This window comes from Pseudonocardia hierapolitana, assembly GCF_007994075.1.
Taxonomy (GTDB): domain Bacteria; phylum Actinomycetota; class Actinomycetes; order Mycobacteriales; family Pseudonocardiaceae; genus Pseudonocardia; species Pseudonocardia hierapolitana.
On record NZ_VIWU01000001.1, the window covers coordinates 692615 to 710350 of the forward strand.

At 73.2% G+C, this 17736-nt stretch carries 15 protein-coding genes; 6 read left to right on the forward strand and 9 right to left on the reverse strand.

What is annotated here, in order from left to right:
* Positions 1–85 precede the first annotated feature (85 nt).
* From FHX44_RS03345 to FHX44_RS03355, 3 genes are all read left to right on the forward strand, one after another.
* Complete coding sequence (locus FHX44_RS03345) at positions 86–655, forward strand: TetR/AcrR family transcriptional regulator (protein ID WP_147254114.1); 570 nt, start codon at positions 86–88, stop codon at positions 653–655.
* Between the two features lie 74 nt (positions 656–729).
* Complete coding sequence (locus FHX44_RS03350; protein WP_147254115.1) at positions 730–2034, forward strand: alpha/beta hydrolase; 1305 nt, start codon at positions 730–732, stop codon at positions 2032–2034.
* The gene (locus FHX44_RS03355) at positions 2031–4505 is read left to right on the forward strand and encodes a bifunctional lysylphosphatidylglycerol flippase/synthetase MprF (RefSeq protein WP_212612309.1); all 2475 of its coding nucleotides are present in this window, start codon (positions 2031–2033) and stop codon (positions 4503–4505) included. Before FHX44_RS03350 ends, FHX44_RS03355 begins: the two co-directional genes overlap by 4 nt.
* A 138-nt stretch (positions 4506–4643) precedes the next feature.
* Here FHX44_RS03355 and FHX44_RS03360 read toward each other — a convergent pair whose 3' ends face one another.
* On the reverse strand, positions 4644–4856 hold the full coding sequence (locus tag FHX44_RS03360; protein ID WP_147254116.1) for a DUF397 domain-containing protein: 213 nt from the start codon (positions 4854–4856) through the stop codon (positions 4644–4646).
* Positions 4857–4878: 22 nt separating this feature from the next.
* The gene (locus FHX44_RS03365) at positions 4879–5718 is read right to left on the reverse strand and encodes a helix-turn-helix domain-containing protein (RefSeq protein WP_246170184.1); all 840 of its coding nucleotides are present in this window, start codon (positions 5716–5718) and stop codon (positions 4879–4881) included.
* Positions 5719–5825: 107 nt separating this feature from the next.
* Here FHX44_RS03365 and FHX44_RS03370 point away from each other — a divergent pair, with 107 nt between their 5' ends.
* The gene (locus FHX44_RS03370; RefSeq protein WP_147254117.1) at positions 5826–6065 is read left to right on the forward strand and encodes a hypothetical protein; all 240 of its coding nucleotides are present in this window, start codon (positions 5826–5828) and stop codon (positions 6063–6065) included.
* Between the two features lie 86 nt (positions 6066–6151).
* Here the strand turns inward: FHX44_RS03370 and FHX44_RS03375 are convergent, their stop codons facing one another.
* From FHX44_RS03375 to FHX44_RS03385, 3 genes are all read right to left on the reverse strand, one after another.
* Positions 6152–6985, reverse strand: coding sequence for a GNAT family N-acetyltransferase (locus tag FHX44_RS03375; RefSeq protein ID WP_147254118.1), 834 nt, complete (start codon positions 6983–6985; stop codon positions 6152–6154).
* An 81-nt stretch (positions 6986–7066) separates the two neighbouring features.
* A complete protein-coding gene (gene glnA / locus FHX44_RS03380; protein ID WP_147254119.1) occupies positions 7067–8410 on the reverse strand; it encodes a type I glutamate--ammonia ligase in 1344 nt (447 codons plus the stop codon).
* Between the two features lie 208 nt (positions 8411–8618).
* On the reverse strand, positions 8619–10205 hold the full coding sequence (locus tag FHX44_RS03385; RefSeq protein ID WP_246170185.1) for an alpha/beta hydrolase: 1587 nt from the start codon (positions 10203–10205) through the stop codon (positions 8619–8621).
* Between the two features lie 447 nt (positions 10206–10652).
* Between FHX44_RS03385 and panB the strand changes: the two genes are divergently transcribed.
* Positions 10653–11486: a 3-methyl-2-oxobutanoate hydroxymethyltransferase gene (gene panB, locus FHX44_RS03390; RefSeq protein WP_147254121.1), complete on the forward strand. Its 834-nt coding sequence runs from the start codon at positions 10653–10655 to the stop codon at positions 11484–11486.
* A 31-nt stretch (positions 11487–11517) separates the two neighbouring features.
* Here panB and FHX44_RS03395 read toward each other — a convergent pair whose 3' ends face one another.
* From FHX44_RS03395 to FHX44_RS03410, 4 genes are all read right to left on the reverse strand, one after another.
* Positions 11518–12618 carry a glutamate-cysteine ligase family protein gene (locus FHX44_RS03395; RefSeq protein ID WP_246170186.1) on the reverse strand — a complete coding sequence of 367 codons (1101 nt, stop codon included), beginning with the start codon at positions 12616–12618 and terminating at the stop codon, positions 11518–11520.
* 70 nt (positions 12619–12688) lie between these two features.
* Positions 12689–14104 (reverse strand): RNB domain-containing ribonuclease, encoded by a 1416-nt coding sequence (locus tag FHX44_RS03400; protein ID WP_246170187.1) that lies wholly within the window; start codon positions 14102–14104, stop codon positions 12689–12691.
* A 477-nt stretch (positions 14105–14581) separates the two neighbouring features.
* On the reverse strand, positions 14582–15310 hold the full coding sequence (locus FHX44_RS03405) for a maleylpyruvate isomerase family mycothiol-dependent enzyme (protein ID WP_147254124.1): 729 nt from the start codon (positions 15308–15310) through the stop codon (positions 14582–14584).
* Positions 15311–15321: 11 nt separating this feature from the next.
* On the reverse strand, positions 15322–16152 hold the full coding sequence (locus FHX44_RS03410; RefSeq protein ID WP_147254125.1) for a fumarylacetoacetate hydrolase family protein: 831 nt from the start codon (positions 16150–16152) through the stop codon (positions 15322–15324).
* Between the two features lie 390 nt (positions 16153–16542).
* Here FHX44_RS03410 and FHX44_RS03415 point away from each other — a divergent pair, with 390 nt between their 5' ends.
* On the forward strand, positions 16543–17685 hold the full coding sequence (locus FHX44_RS03415; protein ID WP_170308750.1) for a lactonase family protein: 1143 nt from the start codon (positions 16543–16545) through the stop codon (positions 17683–17685).
* Positions 17686–17736: the final 51 nt, after the last annotated feature.

The window sequence follows — 17736 nt, forward strand, 5'->3', positions numbered from 1 at the left end:
GCTTCCCTTCGTTGTCAACGTCTGTTGGCAAACACTCTAGGCGACGAGGGCACGTTTGCCAACAGCTGTTGACTAGTATCTGGTCATGGCGTTCACCGACCGCTCGCTCCCGGCCCGCGAGGCGATCCTCGGCGCGGCCCGCGCACGCTTCGCCGCCGACGGGTACGACCGGGCCACCGTGCGGGCGATCGCAGCCGACGCGGGGGTCGACCCGTCGATGGTGATTCGCTATTTCGGCAGCAAGAGGCAGCTGTTCGCCCGCGCCGCGGTGTTCGACCTCCGGCTGCCCGACCTCACCGCCGCACCTCGCGAGCGGCTCGGCGACGTGCTCGCCACCCACCTGCTCGACCGCTGGGAGGGCGACGACGGCCTGCAGATCCTGCTCCGCACCGCGACCACCGACGACGACGCTGCGGAGCGGATGCGGGCGATCTTCGCCGGGCAGCTGGCCCCGCAGATCGCCGCGATCACGGGCGACGAAGCCATCGCGTTCACCCGCGCCGGCCTCGTCGCCACCCAGGCGCTCGGCACCGCCCTGTGTCGCTACGTCCTGCGGCTGCCGCCGATCGTCGCCATGACACCGGCGGAGATCGTCACGTGGATCGCCCCCACCTTCCAGCGCTACCTGACGGGAGCGCGTCCGTTCAGCGGCTGACCCGGCCGTCGGCACCCGGGCGGGAGACGTGTCGGCGCCGGACCGCCGTCGTCGGAGTGGCAGGCTCTGCGCCTGTGTCCGGGCTGCTCGACGCGCCGCTCCTGAGCGGCCCTCTCCCGGTGCTCGTCGGCGCAGCCGGCGTGGCCGGGGGGCTCTTCCTGCTCGCCGGGCGCTCCCGCCGCTGGTGGACGCGCACGGTGCCCGCCGTGCTGCTCGTCGCCGCTGCCGTGACCGCGCTGCTGGCGGGGCTGGTCGACCAGGTCTGGCAGCCGTTCCCGGACGCGGTCCCGCTGCCGGTGCTGCTCCTCGTCGGGGCCGTGCTCGCCGCGATCGGGCTCGCTGCGCTCGGGATGCGCGGGCGGCACTGGCCGGGCCGGGTGGGTGCGGTCGTGGCGGTGCTACTGGTGGTGGCGGGCTCCCTGGAGGGGATGAACGTCGTGTACCGGGAGTACCCGACCCTGCGCACGGCGATGGGACTGCCGGCCGTCGACGAGATCCCGTTCACGCAGGTCCCGCTGCGCGAGCAGGTCATCGTCGCCCGGTCGGGGCTGCCGCTGTCGGCGATCTGGCGCCCACCGGCCGGGATGCCCGGCACCGGCGTCGTCACCGAGGTGACGATCCCGGCCACCGTGTCGGGCTTCACCGCGCGGCCGGCGTGGCTGTACCTGCCGCCGGCGTATCTGGCGCGGCCCCGGGCCCAGCTGCCCGTGCTCGTGCTGCTGTCCGGCCAGCCCGGGTCGCCCGACGACTGGCTGAACGGCGGCCGGCTCGCCGAGCGGATGGACGCCTTCGCCGCCGCCCACGACGGGCTCGCCCCCGTGGTCGTGATGCCCGACCACCTCGGCACCCCGCTCGACAACCCGCTGTGCATGGACTCCCGGCTCGGCAACGTCGCCACCTACCTGTCGGTGGACGTCCCCGCGTGGATCCGCGACACCCTGCAGGTCGACCCGAAGCCGTCCGGCTGGGCGATCGGCGGGTTCTCGAACGGCGGCACCTGCTCGTTGCAGATGGCCGTGAACGCGCCACAGGTGTACCCCACGTTCGTGGACATCTCCGGCGAGGCCGAACCGACGCTGGGCGACCACGCCTCCACCGTCCAGGCCGCGTTCGGCGGCGACGAGGCCGCGTTCGCGGCCGTCAACCCGCTCGACGTGCTGGCCAGGAAGGAGTTCCCCGACACAGCGGGCTTCCTCGTCGCAGGCGAGCAGGACACGGAGTACGGGCCGCAGGCGCAGCGGGTGTTCGCGGCCTGCGAGGCGGCCGGCATGGACGTGCGGCTGGACGTCAAGCCCGGCGGGCACACCTTCGAGGTGTGGGGCCCGGGCCTGGAGGACGCCCTGCCGTGGCTGGCCAGGCGGCTGGGGATGACGCCGTGACCGGGCTACTCGGGGTCGCCCGGTCGTTGGTGCGGGTGATCCGGCGGGCGCCGCTCTCAGTCGCGTTCGTCGCGATGGTCTGGGCCTACGGGCTCGCGACGCGCAGCCTCCCCGGTGGCCCCAACGACCGCCTGATGGAGCACGTCGGCACCGGCGTCGGCCCGCTCGCCGCAGGCCGTTGGTGGACCCCGCTCTCGGCGATGCTGTGGTGGGGCACCGTCGGCGCGGCCGTCGCGACCACGGCGCTCGTGCTCCTCGGCGGCGCGATCGCCGAGCACCGGATCGGCGCGATGCGCACGGCGGCGCTGCTGGTCGGCACGCAGGTGGCCGGCACCCTGGTCGCACTCGGCCTCGTCGCGGCGGGGGCCGCCGTCAGGGGCGGTGGCTGGCCCAGCGATCTCGCCGCCCAGGTGGTCGTGGGCGCCGCGCCCGGCGCAGTCGGGCTCGTACTCGCGGTGAGCAGCACGCTCTCGGCACTGTGGCGGCGCAGGCTGCGGCTCCTCGTACTCGCCGCGCTGGTGATGCTGGTGGCGTACTCCGGCGAGCTGCCCGAGGTCATCATGCTGTGCTCCGGGCTGGTCGGGCTCGCCGCCGGTCGGCTGCTGGCCCCGCCCGACCGGCATCCCGGCCCCGCCAGCCGCACCGAGGTGCGGGTGCTCATCGCGCTGGTGGTGGCCGCCTCGGCCGTCGGCCCGCTCGTCGCGGCGATCTCCCGCGCCCCGATCGGCCCGCTGTCGGTGCTGCAGTTCGTGGTGCTCTCCCCGCCGCCGGACGCCGTGACCGTGCAGCAGATCTGCGCCACGGGTGACGCCGGCCTCTGCCGGAGCCTGCAGGCGCAGCTGCGCCTGTCGGGAATCGGCCCGGCGCTCGCATCCGTGATCCCCGTGCTGCTGCTGCTCGTGGTCGCCGACGGGCTGCGTCGCGGCAGGCGCGCCGCCCTCGTCGTCGGCATCGCGCTGAACCTCGTGCTCGCCGTGCTCGGTGTGCTGCTCGCCGTGCTGGTGGTGTCCACGCCGGTCGAGCAGCTGATGGTCTACCAGGCCGCGCCCGGTGCGCGCCGGATCCTCGCGCTGGCGCTGCCGCCGCTCCTGCCGCTCGCCGTGGCCGTGCTGCTGTGGTGGACGCGCGACCGGTTCGCCGTGCGCGCCCCCGCCGGCACCTACCGCAAACTGCTGCTCACCGCCCTGGCCGTGCTCGCGGCCGTGAGCGCCCTGTACGTGGGGCTCGGCGCGGCCATCGCGGACCAGTTCGACCGGCCGCCCACCCCCGGGCAGCTCCTCGCCGACCTGCCGGAGCGCTTCCTCCCGCCCGGCTACCTCGGCGAGATCGAACCCGACTTCCTGCCCCAGGGCTATCTCGCCACGCTCCTGTTCGAGTGGACCGGCGTCGTGTTCTGGCTGGTCGTGGCCATCGGCCTGCTCGCGACGTTCCGCCGCCCGCGCGCCGACCCGGAGGCCCGCGACACCGAGCGGGCCCGCGAGCTCGCCCGCCGCGGCGGCTCCAACCTCGGCTGGCTCGCGACGTGGCCCGGCAACTCCTACTGGTTCGACGCCCGCGGCGAGGCGGCCATCGCCCACCGGGTGATCGGCTCCGTCGCGCTCACCACCGCCGACCCGATCGGCACCCCCAGCGGCGACACCGTCGCCGAGTTCGCCGCGTTCTGCCGGGAGCACGGCTGGACCCCCGCGCTCTACAGCGTCACCGACGACACCCGGAAGGCGTGCGAGGCGCTGGGCTGGAGCTCGGTGCAGGTGGCCGAGGAGACCGTGCTGCCGCTGCCCGAGCTGACCTTCACCGGGAAGAAGTGGCAGGACGTGCGCACCGCGCTCAACCGCGCCGCGAAGGCCGGGATCACCGCCGAGTGGATCCGCTACGCCGACGCCCCGCTCGCCCTCACCGACCAGATCCGCGCGATCAGCGAGGAGTGGGTCGCCGACAAGGGCCTCCCCGAGATGGGCTTCACCCTCGGCGGCCTCGACGAGCTCGCCGACCAGGAGGTGCGTTGCCTGCTCGCGGTGGACGCCGACCGCACCGTGCACGGCGTCACCAGCTGGCTGCCCGTCCACCGCGACGGCGCCGTCGTCGGCTGGACCCTGGACTTCATGCGCCGCCGCGAGACCGGCTTCCGCGGCGTGATGGAGTTCCTCATCGCCTCGGCCGTGCAGCGGTTCCAGGAGGAGGACGCGCAGTTCCTGAGCCTGTCCGGGGCCCCGCTCGCCCGCCTCGACCGCGGCGAGCAGCCCGCCGCCCTGCAGCGCCTGCTCGACGTCATCGGCCACGCCCTCGAACCGGTGTACGGGTTCCGGTCGCTGCTCGCGTTCAAGGCGAAGTTCCAGCCGGAGTACCGGCCGCTGCACCTCTGCTACCCCGACCCCGCGGCCCTGCCCGCCATCGGCCTCGCGATAGCCCGCGCCTACCTGCCGGACGTGACGGCGAGGCAGTCGGCCCGCCTGCTGACGCGCCTACGCTGAGGCCTCACCGGGCGGTGCGGCTCCACGCTCCCCGAGCCCGCTCACACACCCCGGCTCGGCCGACGCGCCCCGTCGACGGATCGCGCGAGCCGGCGAGGGGTGCGTGAGCAATCGTCGGGTGCGTGGCGCCCGCCGGGGTCAGGCGTCGAACTCCCCGGCGCGGACGCCCGCCAGGAACTCGCGCCAGGCGGGTGCGGAGTGGACGTGCGGAGGGCGGGCCCGGTCCTTCGTGTCCCGGACGGCGACCACGCCGACGGGCAGGACGGCGACCTCGACGCAGCCGTCGCCACCTCCGTTGCCGCCGCTGAAACTGCTCTTCCGCCAGGCGCCTGAGGGATCCAGGGCGAGCATCGGGCACCTCTCGCGGTCGCGGCTACATCTGCGCGGCCACCCGCTCGATCAGTGCGACCGACTCAGCCGGGCTGTGCGCGACCGTGCGCAGGTGGTCGAACACCAGCCTAGCCCGCGTGACGTCCTCCTCCTTGTCGACGTGCACGGCACCCATCGGGTGCTCGACGTACCCCATGTCCGGCTCGCCGAGACCCTCGAAGCTGAGCACGGTGAACGCACCGTCGATCCCGGGATGTGCTCCGATGCCGGTCGGGAGCACCTGGACCGTCACCGTCTCGAGTGAGGCGGCTTCAACCAGGCGTGCGAGCTGGGCGCGCATCACCGCGGTTCCACCCACCGGCCGGTGCAGCACCGACTCCTCGATCAGCGCGAAGAGCTCCAACGGCCGCTCCGCCGAGGTCAGGCGGGCCTGCCGGATCATCCGGACCGTCACGTCGCGTTCGAGGGTGGCCTCGCTGCGGCGGCGGAAGGACGTCTCGAACAGCGCCCTGGCGTAGTCCGCCGTCTGCAGGAGCCCGGGCACGTAGGTCACCGTGAAGTCGCGGATCGTGCTCGCCTCGGCTTCGAGGGGGACGTAACCCCGGTCGTCCAGCCCGTAGGCCCGCCACCACCCCTTGGCGCTGGCCTCCCGGGTCAGCTCCAGGATCTCGGTCCACCGGTCGCCGCCGACGTCGAACAGGTCGAGCATGCTGCGCACGATGTGCACGTCGACGCCCTGGTGGGCGTTCTCGATGCGGCTGAGCTTGCTCGGGGAGAAGTCGAGCAGCGGCGCGGCCGCCTCGATGGTCAGGCCGGCGTGCACCCGCAGCTCCCGCAGGGTGCGCGCCAGCTGACGTCTCCGGACGAGGGAACCGTTGCGCACGCCCCACCCTCCCCGCTCTCCGCGACCGCTCGACAACAGATCGTGGCAGGTGGGAGGTGTCAGGTGAAAGATCCAGCCGACACCGGCCACCCGGACCCTCCCCCGACATGCAGATCGAGGGGAAGCCCCGGGACCGGATCACCGAGGCCGGGGCCGTGATCGCCGGGTGGACGCGGTTGTGGTCGCAGCTGCTGGTGGTGCACGTCGCCGGGCCGGACGGGCGCTGCCGGGGCTGTCCGAGCAGCCTGAACGTCGCGCCGCTCTCGCCCTGCCGCCTGGCGGAGCTCGCCGGGGCGGCGCAGGCTGCGTACCGCGCGCAGAGCCGCGAGCGGGGTGCTCGCGCATGATCGTTCCCGGATCACCTCCAGCGCCCGTCCTAGGGCGCTCCGCGGCACCTCCGACTGATCGATCGTTCCGAGATTTCTCGAAACGATCATGCGATGAACCGCAGCTCGACCGCGTCGTGCACGGGGCGGTACCCGATGCGGGGGTAGAGCCGGTTGGTCGTGGGGTTGGCGAGGTCGGTGAAGAGCACCACCCGCTCCGCGCCGGCGTCGAGCGCCCACTGCGACGCCGCTGCCGTCACGGCCGCGGCGTAGCCGTGTCCGCGGTGCTCCGGCGGGGTGTAGACCGGCCCGATCCGGGACGCGCGGGCGATCACCGGCTTCGCGCACGCCTGCGCGACCGGCGTTCCGCCGACCTCCCATAGCATCTCGCCTGCCCCGAGCCGCAGGGAGCGGGTAACCAGACCCTCCGGGTCGTGCTCCTTGTCGTGCCCGGCCTCCGCGCCGAACGCCCGGCGCCACGCCCCGAGCAGCGGGATGTCGCCGGCCTCCGCGAGGCGGGCCCGCCCGGGCACCCCGTGCGGGGGTGCGAGCACGTCCAGCGCGAACAGTCGCGTCCGCATCGAAGGCTCCACCCGGCAGCCGGTGCGCGCGACGCGCGCGGCGGCGAACGCCTCGGCCTCGGCGACGGGTCCGTGCGCCCCGTCCGCGACGGGGTCCGCCTCGGCCAGCACCCGTTCGACGACCGCGGCGTGTCGCGCGGGCACGGCCGAGACGAGCGTCGCCCGGCCCGGCGACCGCAACGCCGCCCCCGTCACCTCGCCCGCTTCCTGCACGGTGAGCAGCACCGCGCTCGGCTCGCCGCCCCGGTGCATCGCGTCGAGCACGGTGAGCGCCATGGTGTGGCGCAGCGGGTCGGCCTGCAGGAGCGGGCCGGCGGCCGCGGCGAACGCGCGGGGGTCATCGTGCAGAACGATCTCCATGCACCGACGATGCCGCCCCGGCCCGTGTCAGCAAAGCCACTTTCATGACGCCTGGCGTCGTGAAAGTGGCTTTGCCGACACCTACAGGACCGGCAGGTACGTCGCCAGCTCGTACGGGGTGACCTGGCGGCGGTAGCCGTCCCACTCCCTGCGCTTGTTGCGCAGGAAGAAGTCGAAGACGTGCTCGCCGAGGATCTCGGCCACGAGCTCCGAGTGCTCCATCACCGATAGCGCCTCGGTGAGGTTCTGCGGCAGCGCCTCGTACCCGAGGGCACGGCGCTCGGTCTCGGTGAGCGACCAGACGTCGTCCTCGGTGGGCGGCTGCAGCTCGTAGCCCTTCTGCACGCCGGTGAGGCCGGCGCCGAGGATCACGGCGAAGGCGAGGTAGGGGTTGCAGGCGCTGTCGAGCGTGCGGATCTCCACCCGCCGCGTGGACGCCTTGCCCGGCGAGTACATCGGCACACGCACCAGCGCCGACCGGTTGGCGTGGCCCCACGACACGGCGGTGGGCGCCTCACCGCCGATGATGAGCCGCTTGTAGGAGTTCACCCACTGGTTGGTGACGGCGCTGATCTCCCGCGCGTGCCGCAGCACCCCGGCGACGAACGCCTTGCCGGTCTCGGAGAGCTCGTAGGGGTCGTCGGGGTCGTGGAAGGCGTTGCGGTCGCCCTCGAAGAGCGAGAAGTGCGTGTGCATCGCCGAGCCGGGGTGCTCGGAGAACGGCTTGGGCATGAACGACGCCCGGACGCCCTGGGTGAGCGCGACCTCCTTCACCACGTACCGGAAGGTCATGATGTTGTCGGCCATCGTCAGGGCGTCGGCGTAGCGCAGGTCGATCTCCTGCTGGCCGGGACCGCCCTCGTGGTGGCTGAACTCGACGGAGATGCCCATCGATTCGAGCGTCTCGATCGCGTTGCGCCGGAAGTGCGGGGCGACGTCGTGGCTGGACTGGTCGAAGTAGCCACCGGAGTCGGCGGGCTCGGGCCGCGACCCGTCGGACGGCAGGCCGCGCAGCAGGTAGAACTCGATCTCCGGGTGCACGTAGCACGTGAAACCCGCCTCGCCCGCCCGCGAGAGCGCCCGCCGCAGCACGTGCCGCGGGTCGGCCCAGGACGGGGAGCCGTCCGGCATGGCGATGTCGCAGAACATGCGGGCCGAGTAGTGCTCACCCGGCGCGGTCTCCCAGGGCAGCACCTGGAACGTCGACGGATCGGGGCGGGCCACCATGTCGGACTCGTAGACGCGCGCGAAGCCCTCGATCGCGGATCCGTCGAAGCCGATGCCCTCGGCGAACGCGCCCTCCAGTTCCGCGGGCGCCACGGCGACCGACTTGAGGTACCCGAGCACGTCGGTGAACCAGAGCCGCACGAAGCGGATGTCGCGTTCCTCGAGCGTGCGGAGGACGAACTCCTGCTGTCGGTCCATGGGCGCCGAGCCTAGGAACGTCGGGTTACAGACATGTTTCCTGCCTGCTCAGGGCGTGCGATCTGGGCCACTCCGAACGCGAACGCGCGACAGCGCCCGTCCGTGCCCGGACGGGCGCTGCCAGTGGTCCGGCCCGCACCGTGGTGCGCCCCTCTTGCTCGCCGGCCCTGCCCTCCTGTCGTCGGCGCGGGGGACAGTGTTACCCACGTCACCCGCCCGGGGTCGGCGCGAGGCTGCAGCGGGCCCCGTCTGGAGGAAGCCGCAGGTCCACGAGGTAGGCGCTGACGATGTCGTCCACGCACCGGTTGCCCTGCAGCGCCACCGTGTGCTGCGCCCCCTCGACCGACAGCAGGCTCCCGGAGAGCGCCTTCGCCAGGTCCACCCCGGCCTGGTACGGCGTCGCAGGATCACCGGTCACCGAGACCGTGAGCGTCGGCGGCAGGCCCTGCACCCGCGGTGTGTGCGGCTCGCTCGTGGGCGGAGCGGGCCAGAACGCGCACGGGTCGAGCGCGGCGACGACACCGCGGCCGTCGTCGCGGAACGGCGCCGCCTCGTTGGACCGCCGGATCAGCTCGCCCTGCTCGGCCCGCTCGGTGATGCGCTCCTCGTCGACGCAGCTGATGACGACGAACGCCTCGATCCCGTTGCCGTAGCGCCCGTCCTGGTCGCGGTCGTTGTACATGTCGGCCAGGCGCATCAGGATCGTGCCGTCGCCGGACGCGAGCGCCGACAGGCCCCCCGAGAGCAGCGGCCAGAAGTCCGACAGGTACAGCGCCTGGATCGTGCCCGTCACCGCGTCCGGGTAGGAGAGCGTGCGCGCGCCCCCGTCGGCCGGCGCCGGCCGGTCTATCAGCGGGCGGGTGAGGGCCTGGAAGGTGGCGGTGGCCCGGGCCGGGTCGGTGCCCAGCGGGCAGTCCGGCTGCGTTGCGCAGTCGGCGGCGAAGGCGTCGAAGGCCTTCTGGAAGCCCGCGTTCTGGTCGACGGTCCGCTGCACGGTGGTCTGCTCGGGGTCGAGCGCGCCGTCGAGCACCAGCGCCCGCACGTTCTGCGGGAACGCCTCCGCGTACGCCGAGCCGATGCGCGTGCCGTAGGAGTAGCCGAGGTAGGTCAGCTTCTCGTCGCCGAGGACGTGGCGCAGGATGTCCACGTCGCGGACCACGTCCCGGGTGCCGACGTTCGCCAGCACGTCCGCACCGCCGGAGCGCTCGGTGCACCGCTGCGCGTACTGCTGGTTCTCCGCCTCCGTCTGCGCCACGCCGGTCGGGGACGGGTCCACGTCCAGGTCGGCGCGCTCGACCTCCCACTCGGCGTCGTTCAGGCAGTCGATGGTCGGGGTGCTGGCCCCGACGCCCCGCGGGTCGAACCCGACGATGTCGAAGCGCTGGCCGAGGGGGCTGCTCGCGAGCCTGCGCGACATCGACGCGCCGAGGCTCATCCCGGACGCGCCCGGCCCGCCCGGGTTCACCAGCAGCGACCCGATCCGGTCCCCCGTGGCGCGTTGGCGCAGCACACCGATGTGGGCGGTGCGCCCGTCGGGCTCGGTGTAGTCGAGCGGGACCTCCAGCCGGGCGCACTCGAGCGCCTCGTCGTCGAACGCGGCGCGGTCGCTCGCGCTCGCGGCGTAGTCGACACACGAACCCCAGCTGAGCTGCTGCTCGTAGAAGCGCGTGAGCTCGGCAGGCTGCGCCGCCGGCTGCGGGGCGGCAGGCACCGGCGATGACGGCTGGCTGCAACCCGCCAGCACGAGCGCGGCGGAGCAGGCGGCGACGACGACGGAGCGCAGTGGGTCGAGCACGGACCCCAGCATGCCAGCGCGCCGTGTTCCGGCCCGGTGAACCGACCGGGCGCGTCAGGGCTGCCTCTACGCGAGGAGTCGCCACGGAACGCAAGATTGGCGGTGCCGAATCGCAAGACTCGCCGTGTCGGAACGCAAGACTCGCGGTGTCGGAACGCAAGACTCGCCGTGTCGGAACGCAAGACTCGCGGTGTCGGAACGCAAGACTCGCCGGCCGCTGCGCAGGGCTCGCCGCGAGTCCGACGTTTCGCCCCGGCGAGTCCGACGTCTCGTCACGGCGAGACGGGCATGTCGTCACGGCGAGTCCCGCGTGTCGTCCCGCTCGATCCCGGACGTGTGAACCTCGTCCCAGCGGCGCGCCCGTCGTCCGCGCCCGGTGTCACGCTTCTCCCGTTAGCACCTGACGACCCGGGGACCCGCACGGGCCTCGAGGGAGGACGGACAGCGATGTCTGAGGAGTCCCCGTACCGCACCGCCGAGCGGCCGAAGCGGGTCCGCATCCCGCACCTGCACGCTCTCAAGGAACGCGGCGAGCGCTGGGCCATGCTCACCGCCTACGACGCCTACACCGCGGAGATCTTCGACGAGGCCGGCATCAAGGTGCTGCTCGTCGGCGACTCCGCCGCCAACAACGTCTACGGGTACGACAACACCCTGCCGGTGACGGTCGAGGAACTGTTGCCGCTGGTCAAGGCGGTGTCGCGGGGCGCGCGAACCGCGCTCGTCGTGGCCGACCTGCCGTTCGGCAGCTACCAGACCGGGCCCGAGCAGGCGCTCACCACGGCGTTCCGCTTCATGAAGGAAGCGGGCGCACACGCCGTGAAGCTCGAGGGCGGGGCCCGGTTCGTCCCGCAGGTCGACGCCCTCGTCGGCGCCGGCATCCCGGTGATGGCGCACCTGGGCTTCACCCCGCAGAGCGAGCACGCGCTGGGCGGGTTCCGCGTGCAGGGGCGCGGCGGAGCGGCCGACCGGCTCGTGGAGGACGCCCTCGCCCTGCAGGCGGCGGGCGCCTTCGCGGTGGTGCTGGAGATGGTTCCGGCCGACGTCGCGAAGCGCGTAACGGCCGAGCTGGACGTCCCCACGATCGGGATCGGCGCGGGCCCGGACTGCGACGCCCAGGTGCTCGTGTGGTCGGACATGGCCGGCATGAACCGGGGACGCAAGCCGCGGTTCGTGAAGCAGTACGCGGACGTCGGCGCGGTGTTGCTCGACGCGGCGCGCCGCTTCGGCGCGGACGTGGCCGACGGCCGCTACCCGGCCGAGGAGCACTCCTACACCTGATCCGACGAACGGCGCGTTCGTCGGGAATCGCTCACGGGCGCAGCCCGGCCACCGGCCCCCCTGCGCGGTACGCCGCGAGCATCGCCTCTGCGGGCGACTCCCGGCGGAGCCACCGCTCCCGCAGCCGGGCGAGGCGAGCGAGGTCGGCCGGGCGGTCCGCCATGGCCCGCTCGGCCGCGTCGAGGAGCTCCCCGGTGCCGGCGTGCACGTCGTCGTCGGCGAGCCCCACGCCGGCCACGTGCTTGTGCAGGCCCGCGTCGGGCGTGGTGCGTCGCCCCGGCAGCGTCGCGTCCAGCACGACGCCGGTGAGCAGGGAGAGCAGCTCGCCGTAGAGCTCGGGGTCGGGGCAGGCGTCGAACGCCTTGAACTCGATGCGGCCCACCTCGGCGGGCAGGCGCGCCACCTGGGTGAGCGACGGGTCGGCGTCGAGCTGCCCGTCCGAGCCCGCGAGGAACACGAGCGCGGCGGGCCGGACGCCGGTGCGGACCGCCGTGCGGGCCGACAGCCCGCCCCACGGCCCGCCGTCGCGGAACGGGGAGGAGAACGACAGCGGCACCAGCCACGGGCTGTAGTAGGTGAGCTTGCGCCCGGCGTCGACGACGGCGGGCTCGTCGAGGCCCGCGCACGACAGGTTCAGGTCCGGCCCGTAGGTCGACATGTGCAGGTGGGCCGTGCGCTCCTCGGGCGAGTCCTGCCGGTGGGCCTGCTCCCACGCGTTGAGCGGTGGCTCGATCCGGTACTCGGAGCGGACGGGGTTGAACGCGACCGTCGTGGCGCGCAGCTCCGTGCCGGCCAGCTCCGCGTCGAGAAGGCGCAGGTCATCGCGCAGCGCCGCGACGGCGGCCTCGATCGAGTCGTGGATGCGGGTGCGCACCTCGAGGCCCTTCGGGTCGCACCGGATCAGCCCGCCGTGCTCGTCGAATCGCTCGTAGCCCTCGACGTACCACCGCTTGCGCTTGATGCCCTGATCACCGACCCGCAGGTCCGGGTAGTCGGCCGAGTCCTCGGGCAGCGCGTCCACAACGGCCTGCAGCTCGTCGAACGTGGTGGACGTGTAGTCGGCGAACCCGCCGCCGACGTGCACGAGCGCGATCTCGTGCTCGATCCCGTAGCGGAACGCACGGCCGGGCACCGGCCCACCTCCCCGTGTCATCGGCGGACCGCCCGCCGCAGACGAGCGTAGCCGCGCACGACGGGCCGAATCAGGAAGCGGCGAACTCGATCTGGCCGGTTTCCGGGTTCGCTGCGGTGAGGCGCACACGCACGACCGCGCCCGCCGTGAAGGCACCGGTGCAGCGGGCGAGCACGGGTGGGTCGGGCAGGTAGACCTCGCCCGCCTCGCCGTCCGCCCGCAGGACGACCGCGTCGAACTCCTGCCCCACGCTCCCCCGCAGCAGCGCGGCCTCGGTGCGGTCGAGGCAGGCCCGGTCCACCCGCGAGGCAAGGGCGTCCGACTCGTCCATCACCGCCGGCAGCGTCGGGAGCGCCGCGCGGACCCACTCGGGCAGCTCGGCTCCCGCGGTGACCGCCAGGCAGACCTCGGTGCTGAAGCGGTCGGCCAGCCGGCGCAGCGGGGCCGTGACGTGGCTGTACGGCGCGCCGATTCCGCCGTGCCCGGCGTCGGCCGGCGGCTCCGTGCCCGCGGAGCGGTCGAACGCGTGGTACCCGGCCCCGCGCAGCAGCGCGGTGGCCGCGCGGCGCACCGCGAGGGCGGACGGCGTGTCCGCGGGCAGCCCGGCGAGCAGCTCCGCCGCCGGCGCGTCCTCCGGCCACCCGAAGCCGAGCTCGCGCGCCGTGCGCCGGAACGCCGCCAGCGCGTCCGGTTCCGGCGCCGGCAGCGTGCGCAGCAGGCCGACGCCCGCGTCGAGCATGATCCGCGCTGCGGCCATGCCCGTGAGCAGCGAGATCTCCGCGTTCCACGACTCGACGTCGAGCCTGCGCCGCACGCGCACCGTCCAGCCACCGGACCCGTCGGGCACGACCTCCTGCTCGGGAAGCTCCAGCTCGATCGCCCCTCGTCGCACCGCGTGGGCGCGGCGCAGCGGCCCGAGCTCGGGAAGGGCGGCCAGAGCCGGGTGCACGCGGCCCGCGGCCAGGTCGGCCTGCACGCCCGCGTAGTCCAGCCGGGCCCGCGACCGCACCACCGCCCGCTCCACGGACACCGCGACCTGCTCGCCCGCGTCGTCCAGGTCGAACGTCCACAGCACGGCCGCGCGCGGCCCGTCCGGGAGCAGGCTCGCCGCGTCCTCGGACAGCTCGGCCGGGTGCAGCGGCACCGACCCGTCGGGGAGGTAGATCGTCTGCCCGCGCCGCCGCACCTCCGCGTCCAGCGCCCCGCCGGGTGTCACCACCGCGCCGAGGTCGGCGATGGCGTAGTACACCCGGAAACCCGACCGGCGCCGGGCGACACCCAGCGCCTGGTCGAGGTCCTTCGAGCCGGGAGGGTCGATCGTCACCAGCTCGACGTCCGTGGCGTCGCGCCTCCCGGGCCCGGGACCGGGCCGACCCGCGGCCGCCCTGGCCGCCTCGACGAGCACCGGCGCCGGGAAGGCGTCGGGGAGCGCGAACTCGGCACGGACGGCGGCGAAGTCCGGTGTGGGACGCGGCGACGGGTGCACGGCCGGAGCCTCCCACGGACCAGCGCGCGCCGGGGACGGACGGCCACCCCGCACGAGCCGACTCACATCGCCGGACTCACCGTGCCACATGCCGGACTCACCGCGTCCACACGCGAGACTCACCGTGCACGAACGTCGGACTCGCCGCGCGCGAACGTCGGACTCGCCGTGCACAAACGTCTGACTCACCGTGCACGAACGTCGGACTCGCGTGCTCGAGGCGCCCCGCCCGGGCGAGTCCGACATCCCCGACACGGCGAGTCGGACATTTCGACACGGCGAGTCGGGCGTTCTGGCGCGGCGAGTCCGACGTTCTGGCGCGGCGAGTCCGAGTCCGACGTTCTGGCGCGGCGAGTCCGACGTTCTGGCGCGGCGAGTCCGACGTTCTGGCGCGGCGAGTCCGACGTTCTGGCGCGGCGAGTCCGACGTTCTGGCGCGGCGAGTCCGACGTTCTGGCGCGGCGAGTCGGGCGTCGCGTCAGAGCCAGCGGGGCAGGGCGGGGAGCTTCCTGCCGCCGGAGCTGTTCAGGTCGCGCCCCTTGCTGCGGCCGAGCAGCCAGGCCGCGAGGCCGGAGGCAGGGCCGGTGATCGTCGTCGCCGTGGCCTGGTCGCCGACCTCCCAGACGGAACCGTCCGGGGTTGCAAGGCGCAGAGCGGGGCAGTCGGGCCGCTCCCCCATCGTGGCGACGACGTCGGTGAGCAGCGTGGCCACCATCGGAGCAGGCATGTCGGCGAACGAGGCGCCGACGTCGAGGTCGACGGCGTGGATCCACATCTCGCGGGCGCGCAGCCACGGGATGTCGATCGCGAGCAGGTCCTTGCCCTGCGCGTTCTCGACGTGCGCCGACCAGGCGGCCTCCGGCATCCCCCGCACCACCTGGGCGAGCCGGTCGGAGGACTCCACGACGTCCGCGCGGATCTCCACCGGCGCCCGGCGCGCACCCGCATCGATGTCGGCGTCGCGCTGCTCGCGGCTCGCGTACGCAGGGGTGCGGACGCCGGTCTTCGCCCAGGTCAGCAGGTTGATCATCGCGTCGGCGTTGCGCGCGACGTGCGTCAGCACGTGCGCCCGGCTCCACCCCGGTAGCGCGGACGGTGCCGCGAACGCGTCCTCCCCCATCCGCATCATGAGGCCGCGCAGGTGGGCGGCACCGTCGCCGGCCCACGCGAGCGTGTGGGCGAGCGAGCGGGGACCGGCAACCGTCATCGCCCGCTGTTTCACGGCGCTGCCTCCAGGCAGCAGGTGTTGCGGCACTCACCGACGCCCTCGATGCGGGTGACGAGCTCGGCCCCGTCGGTGAGGTAGCGCGGGGGCTTGCGGGCGTGGCCGACGCCGCCGGGCGTGCCGGTGGCGATCACGTCGCCCGGGTTCAGCGTCACGATCCCGGACAGGTAGACGATCAGGTCCACCGGCGAGAACACCAGCTCCTCGGTGGACGAGCGCTGCATCGTCTCGCCGTCGAGCACGGTGGAGACCTCCCAGCCGCCGTCCGGGAGCTCGTCGGGCGTCACGAGCCACGGCCCCAGCGGGGTGGTGCGCTCGAACGTCTTGCCCTGCAGGAACTGCGACGTGCGGCGCTGGAAGTCGCGCACGCTCACGTCGTTGAGGACGGTGTAGCCGGCGATCGCCGCCTCGGCCTGCTCCGGCGTGGCGTGCCGGATCGACCGGCCGATCACGACCGTCAGCTCGACCTCCCAGTCGATCGCCGTCGACGCCCGCGGCAGCACGATGTCGTCGCGGGCCCCGACGAGCGCAGGGGCGAACTTCGCGAAGACCGTCGGGAAGTCGGGCAGCTGGTTGCCCATCTCGAGGACGTGGTCGCGGTAATTCAGGCCGACGCAGATGATCTTCTCCGGCGATGGCACGAGCGGCGCGTAGTCCAGGCCCTCCAGCGGGTGCGACGGCCCGGCGGCCGCGGCGGCGTGCTCCGCCCAGTCCGGCCGCTCCAGCAACGCGCGGACGTCCGCCTCGCCCGTCTCCACCGCTGCGGTCGCATCCACCCGGACCGCACGGTTGCCCGTCGCCGTGCGGATCGTCGCCAGCCTCATTTCCTCACCTCACCCGTCGTCACGGCGGGCAGTCTCGTCCAATCGGGCGCGGGGCACACGATCGGGGGGCCACTCGTCAGAGATCCGACATCCGTGACCGAGACGGCGATGAGGACGAACAGGAAGAACCGTTCGGGATCATTCGAACGGGCGATACCGTGAGCGCATCGCCCAATGCTCACACGGTGTTGGACGAGTATCAGTTGGCGCCCTAGCCTCGCGGCATTCCGGCCAACGGAGGCTGAGGGCATGGACACGTGCAGCAACGGGCTGCCCCGACTGGGTCGACGAAAGTTCGTGATGCTGATGGCGGGGATCTCGGCCAGTGCGACATCGGGCGTCGCGTGCGCATCGGCAGGGCCGGCTGAATCGCCAGAGCCCGCTCGGACCGTGTTCTACGCCTCGGTCGGCGCCGACCTCGGTTCGTACACCGTGGACGAGAACGCCCTGACCCTCACCCGGGACAGCGTCACGCGCACACCCGATCTCGTGCAGTACGTCTGGGTGCACCCGACGCTGCCCGTGATGTACGTGGCCTACAGCAACCGGGCGAAGGCGAACGACAACCACGGTGTCGCCGCCTACCGGATCGATCGCGGAACCGGGCGCCTGACCGAATTCGACCAGCCGCTCGCGCTCGACAACCGACCGATCCACATCAGCGTGGACCCGGCCGGGCGCCACCTCCTGATCGCCTACAACCAGCCGTCCAACCTGACCGTGCACACGCTGAACGCGGACGGCTCGATCGATGATCCGGTCGCGCAACGAGAACCCGTCGACGTCGGCGTCTACGCCCACCAGGTGCGCGTCGCGCCCTCGGCGAACCTCGTCGTGGTCAGCGCCCGTGGCGGCGACGCCACCGCCACGGCACCCGCGGCCCCCGGCGCAATTCGGGTGTTCCGGTTCTCCGACGGCCGACTGTCGGACGGATCATCGATCGCCGACGGCGACGGGCTGGACTTCGGTCCGCGGCACGTGGACTTCCATCCGACGAAACCGTGGATGTACGTCTCGATGGAGCGGAACAACGAGCTACTGACCTTCGGGGTGCAGGACGACGGGATCACCCCGTCCCCACTGTTCACCAAGGCGACCGTGAGCCAACCCGCGCTCCGCGCGCCCGCGCAGTACCTGGGACCGATCCACGTCCACCCCAACGGCAGGTACGTCTATCTCGTCAACCGGTCCGACGGCACCGTCGACTTCGGCGGGAGGAAGGTCCACGGGCCCGGGGAGAACACCGTCGCCGTCTTCTCCATCGACGAGGCAGGCGGCGAACCCACCCTGATCCAGACCATCGGCATCGACGCCTACCACGCGCGCACCTTCTCCATCCATCCGAACGGGAGGATGCTGGTGACAGCGGCCGTCGCACCGCTGTCCGAGCGCAACGGCGACCAGGTGCGCGACGTGCCCGCCGGATTCTCCGTGTTCGGCATCGGCGACGACGGACGGCTGACCTTCGCGCGCAAGTACGACGTCGACGTCAGCGCAGGCCCGCTGTTCTGGTGCGGGATGGTCTCCCTGTGAACCCGACGCACGGCTGACCCCGACTCGCGCGCACTCGTAACGCGACTGGCG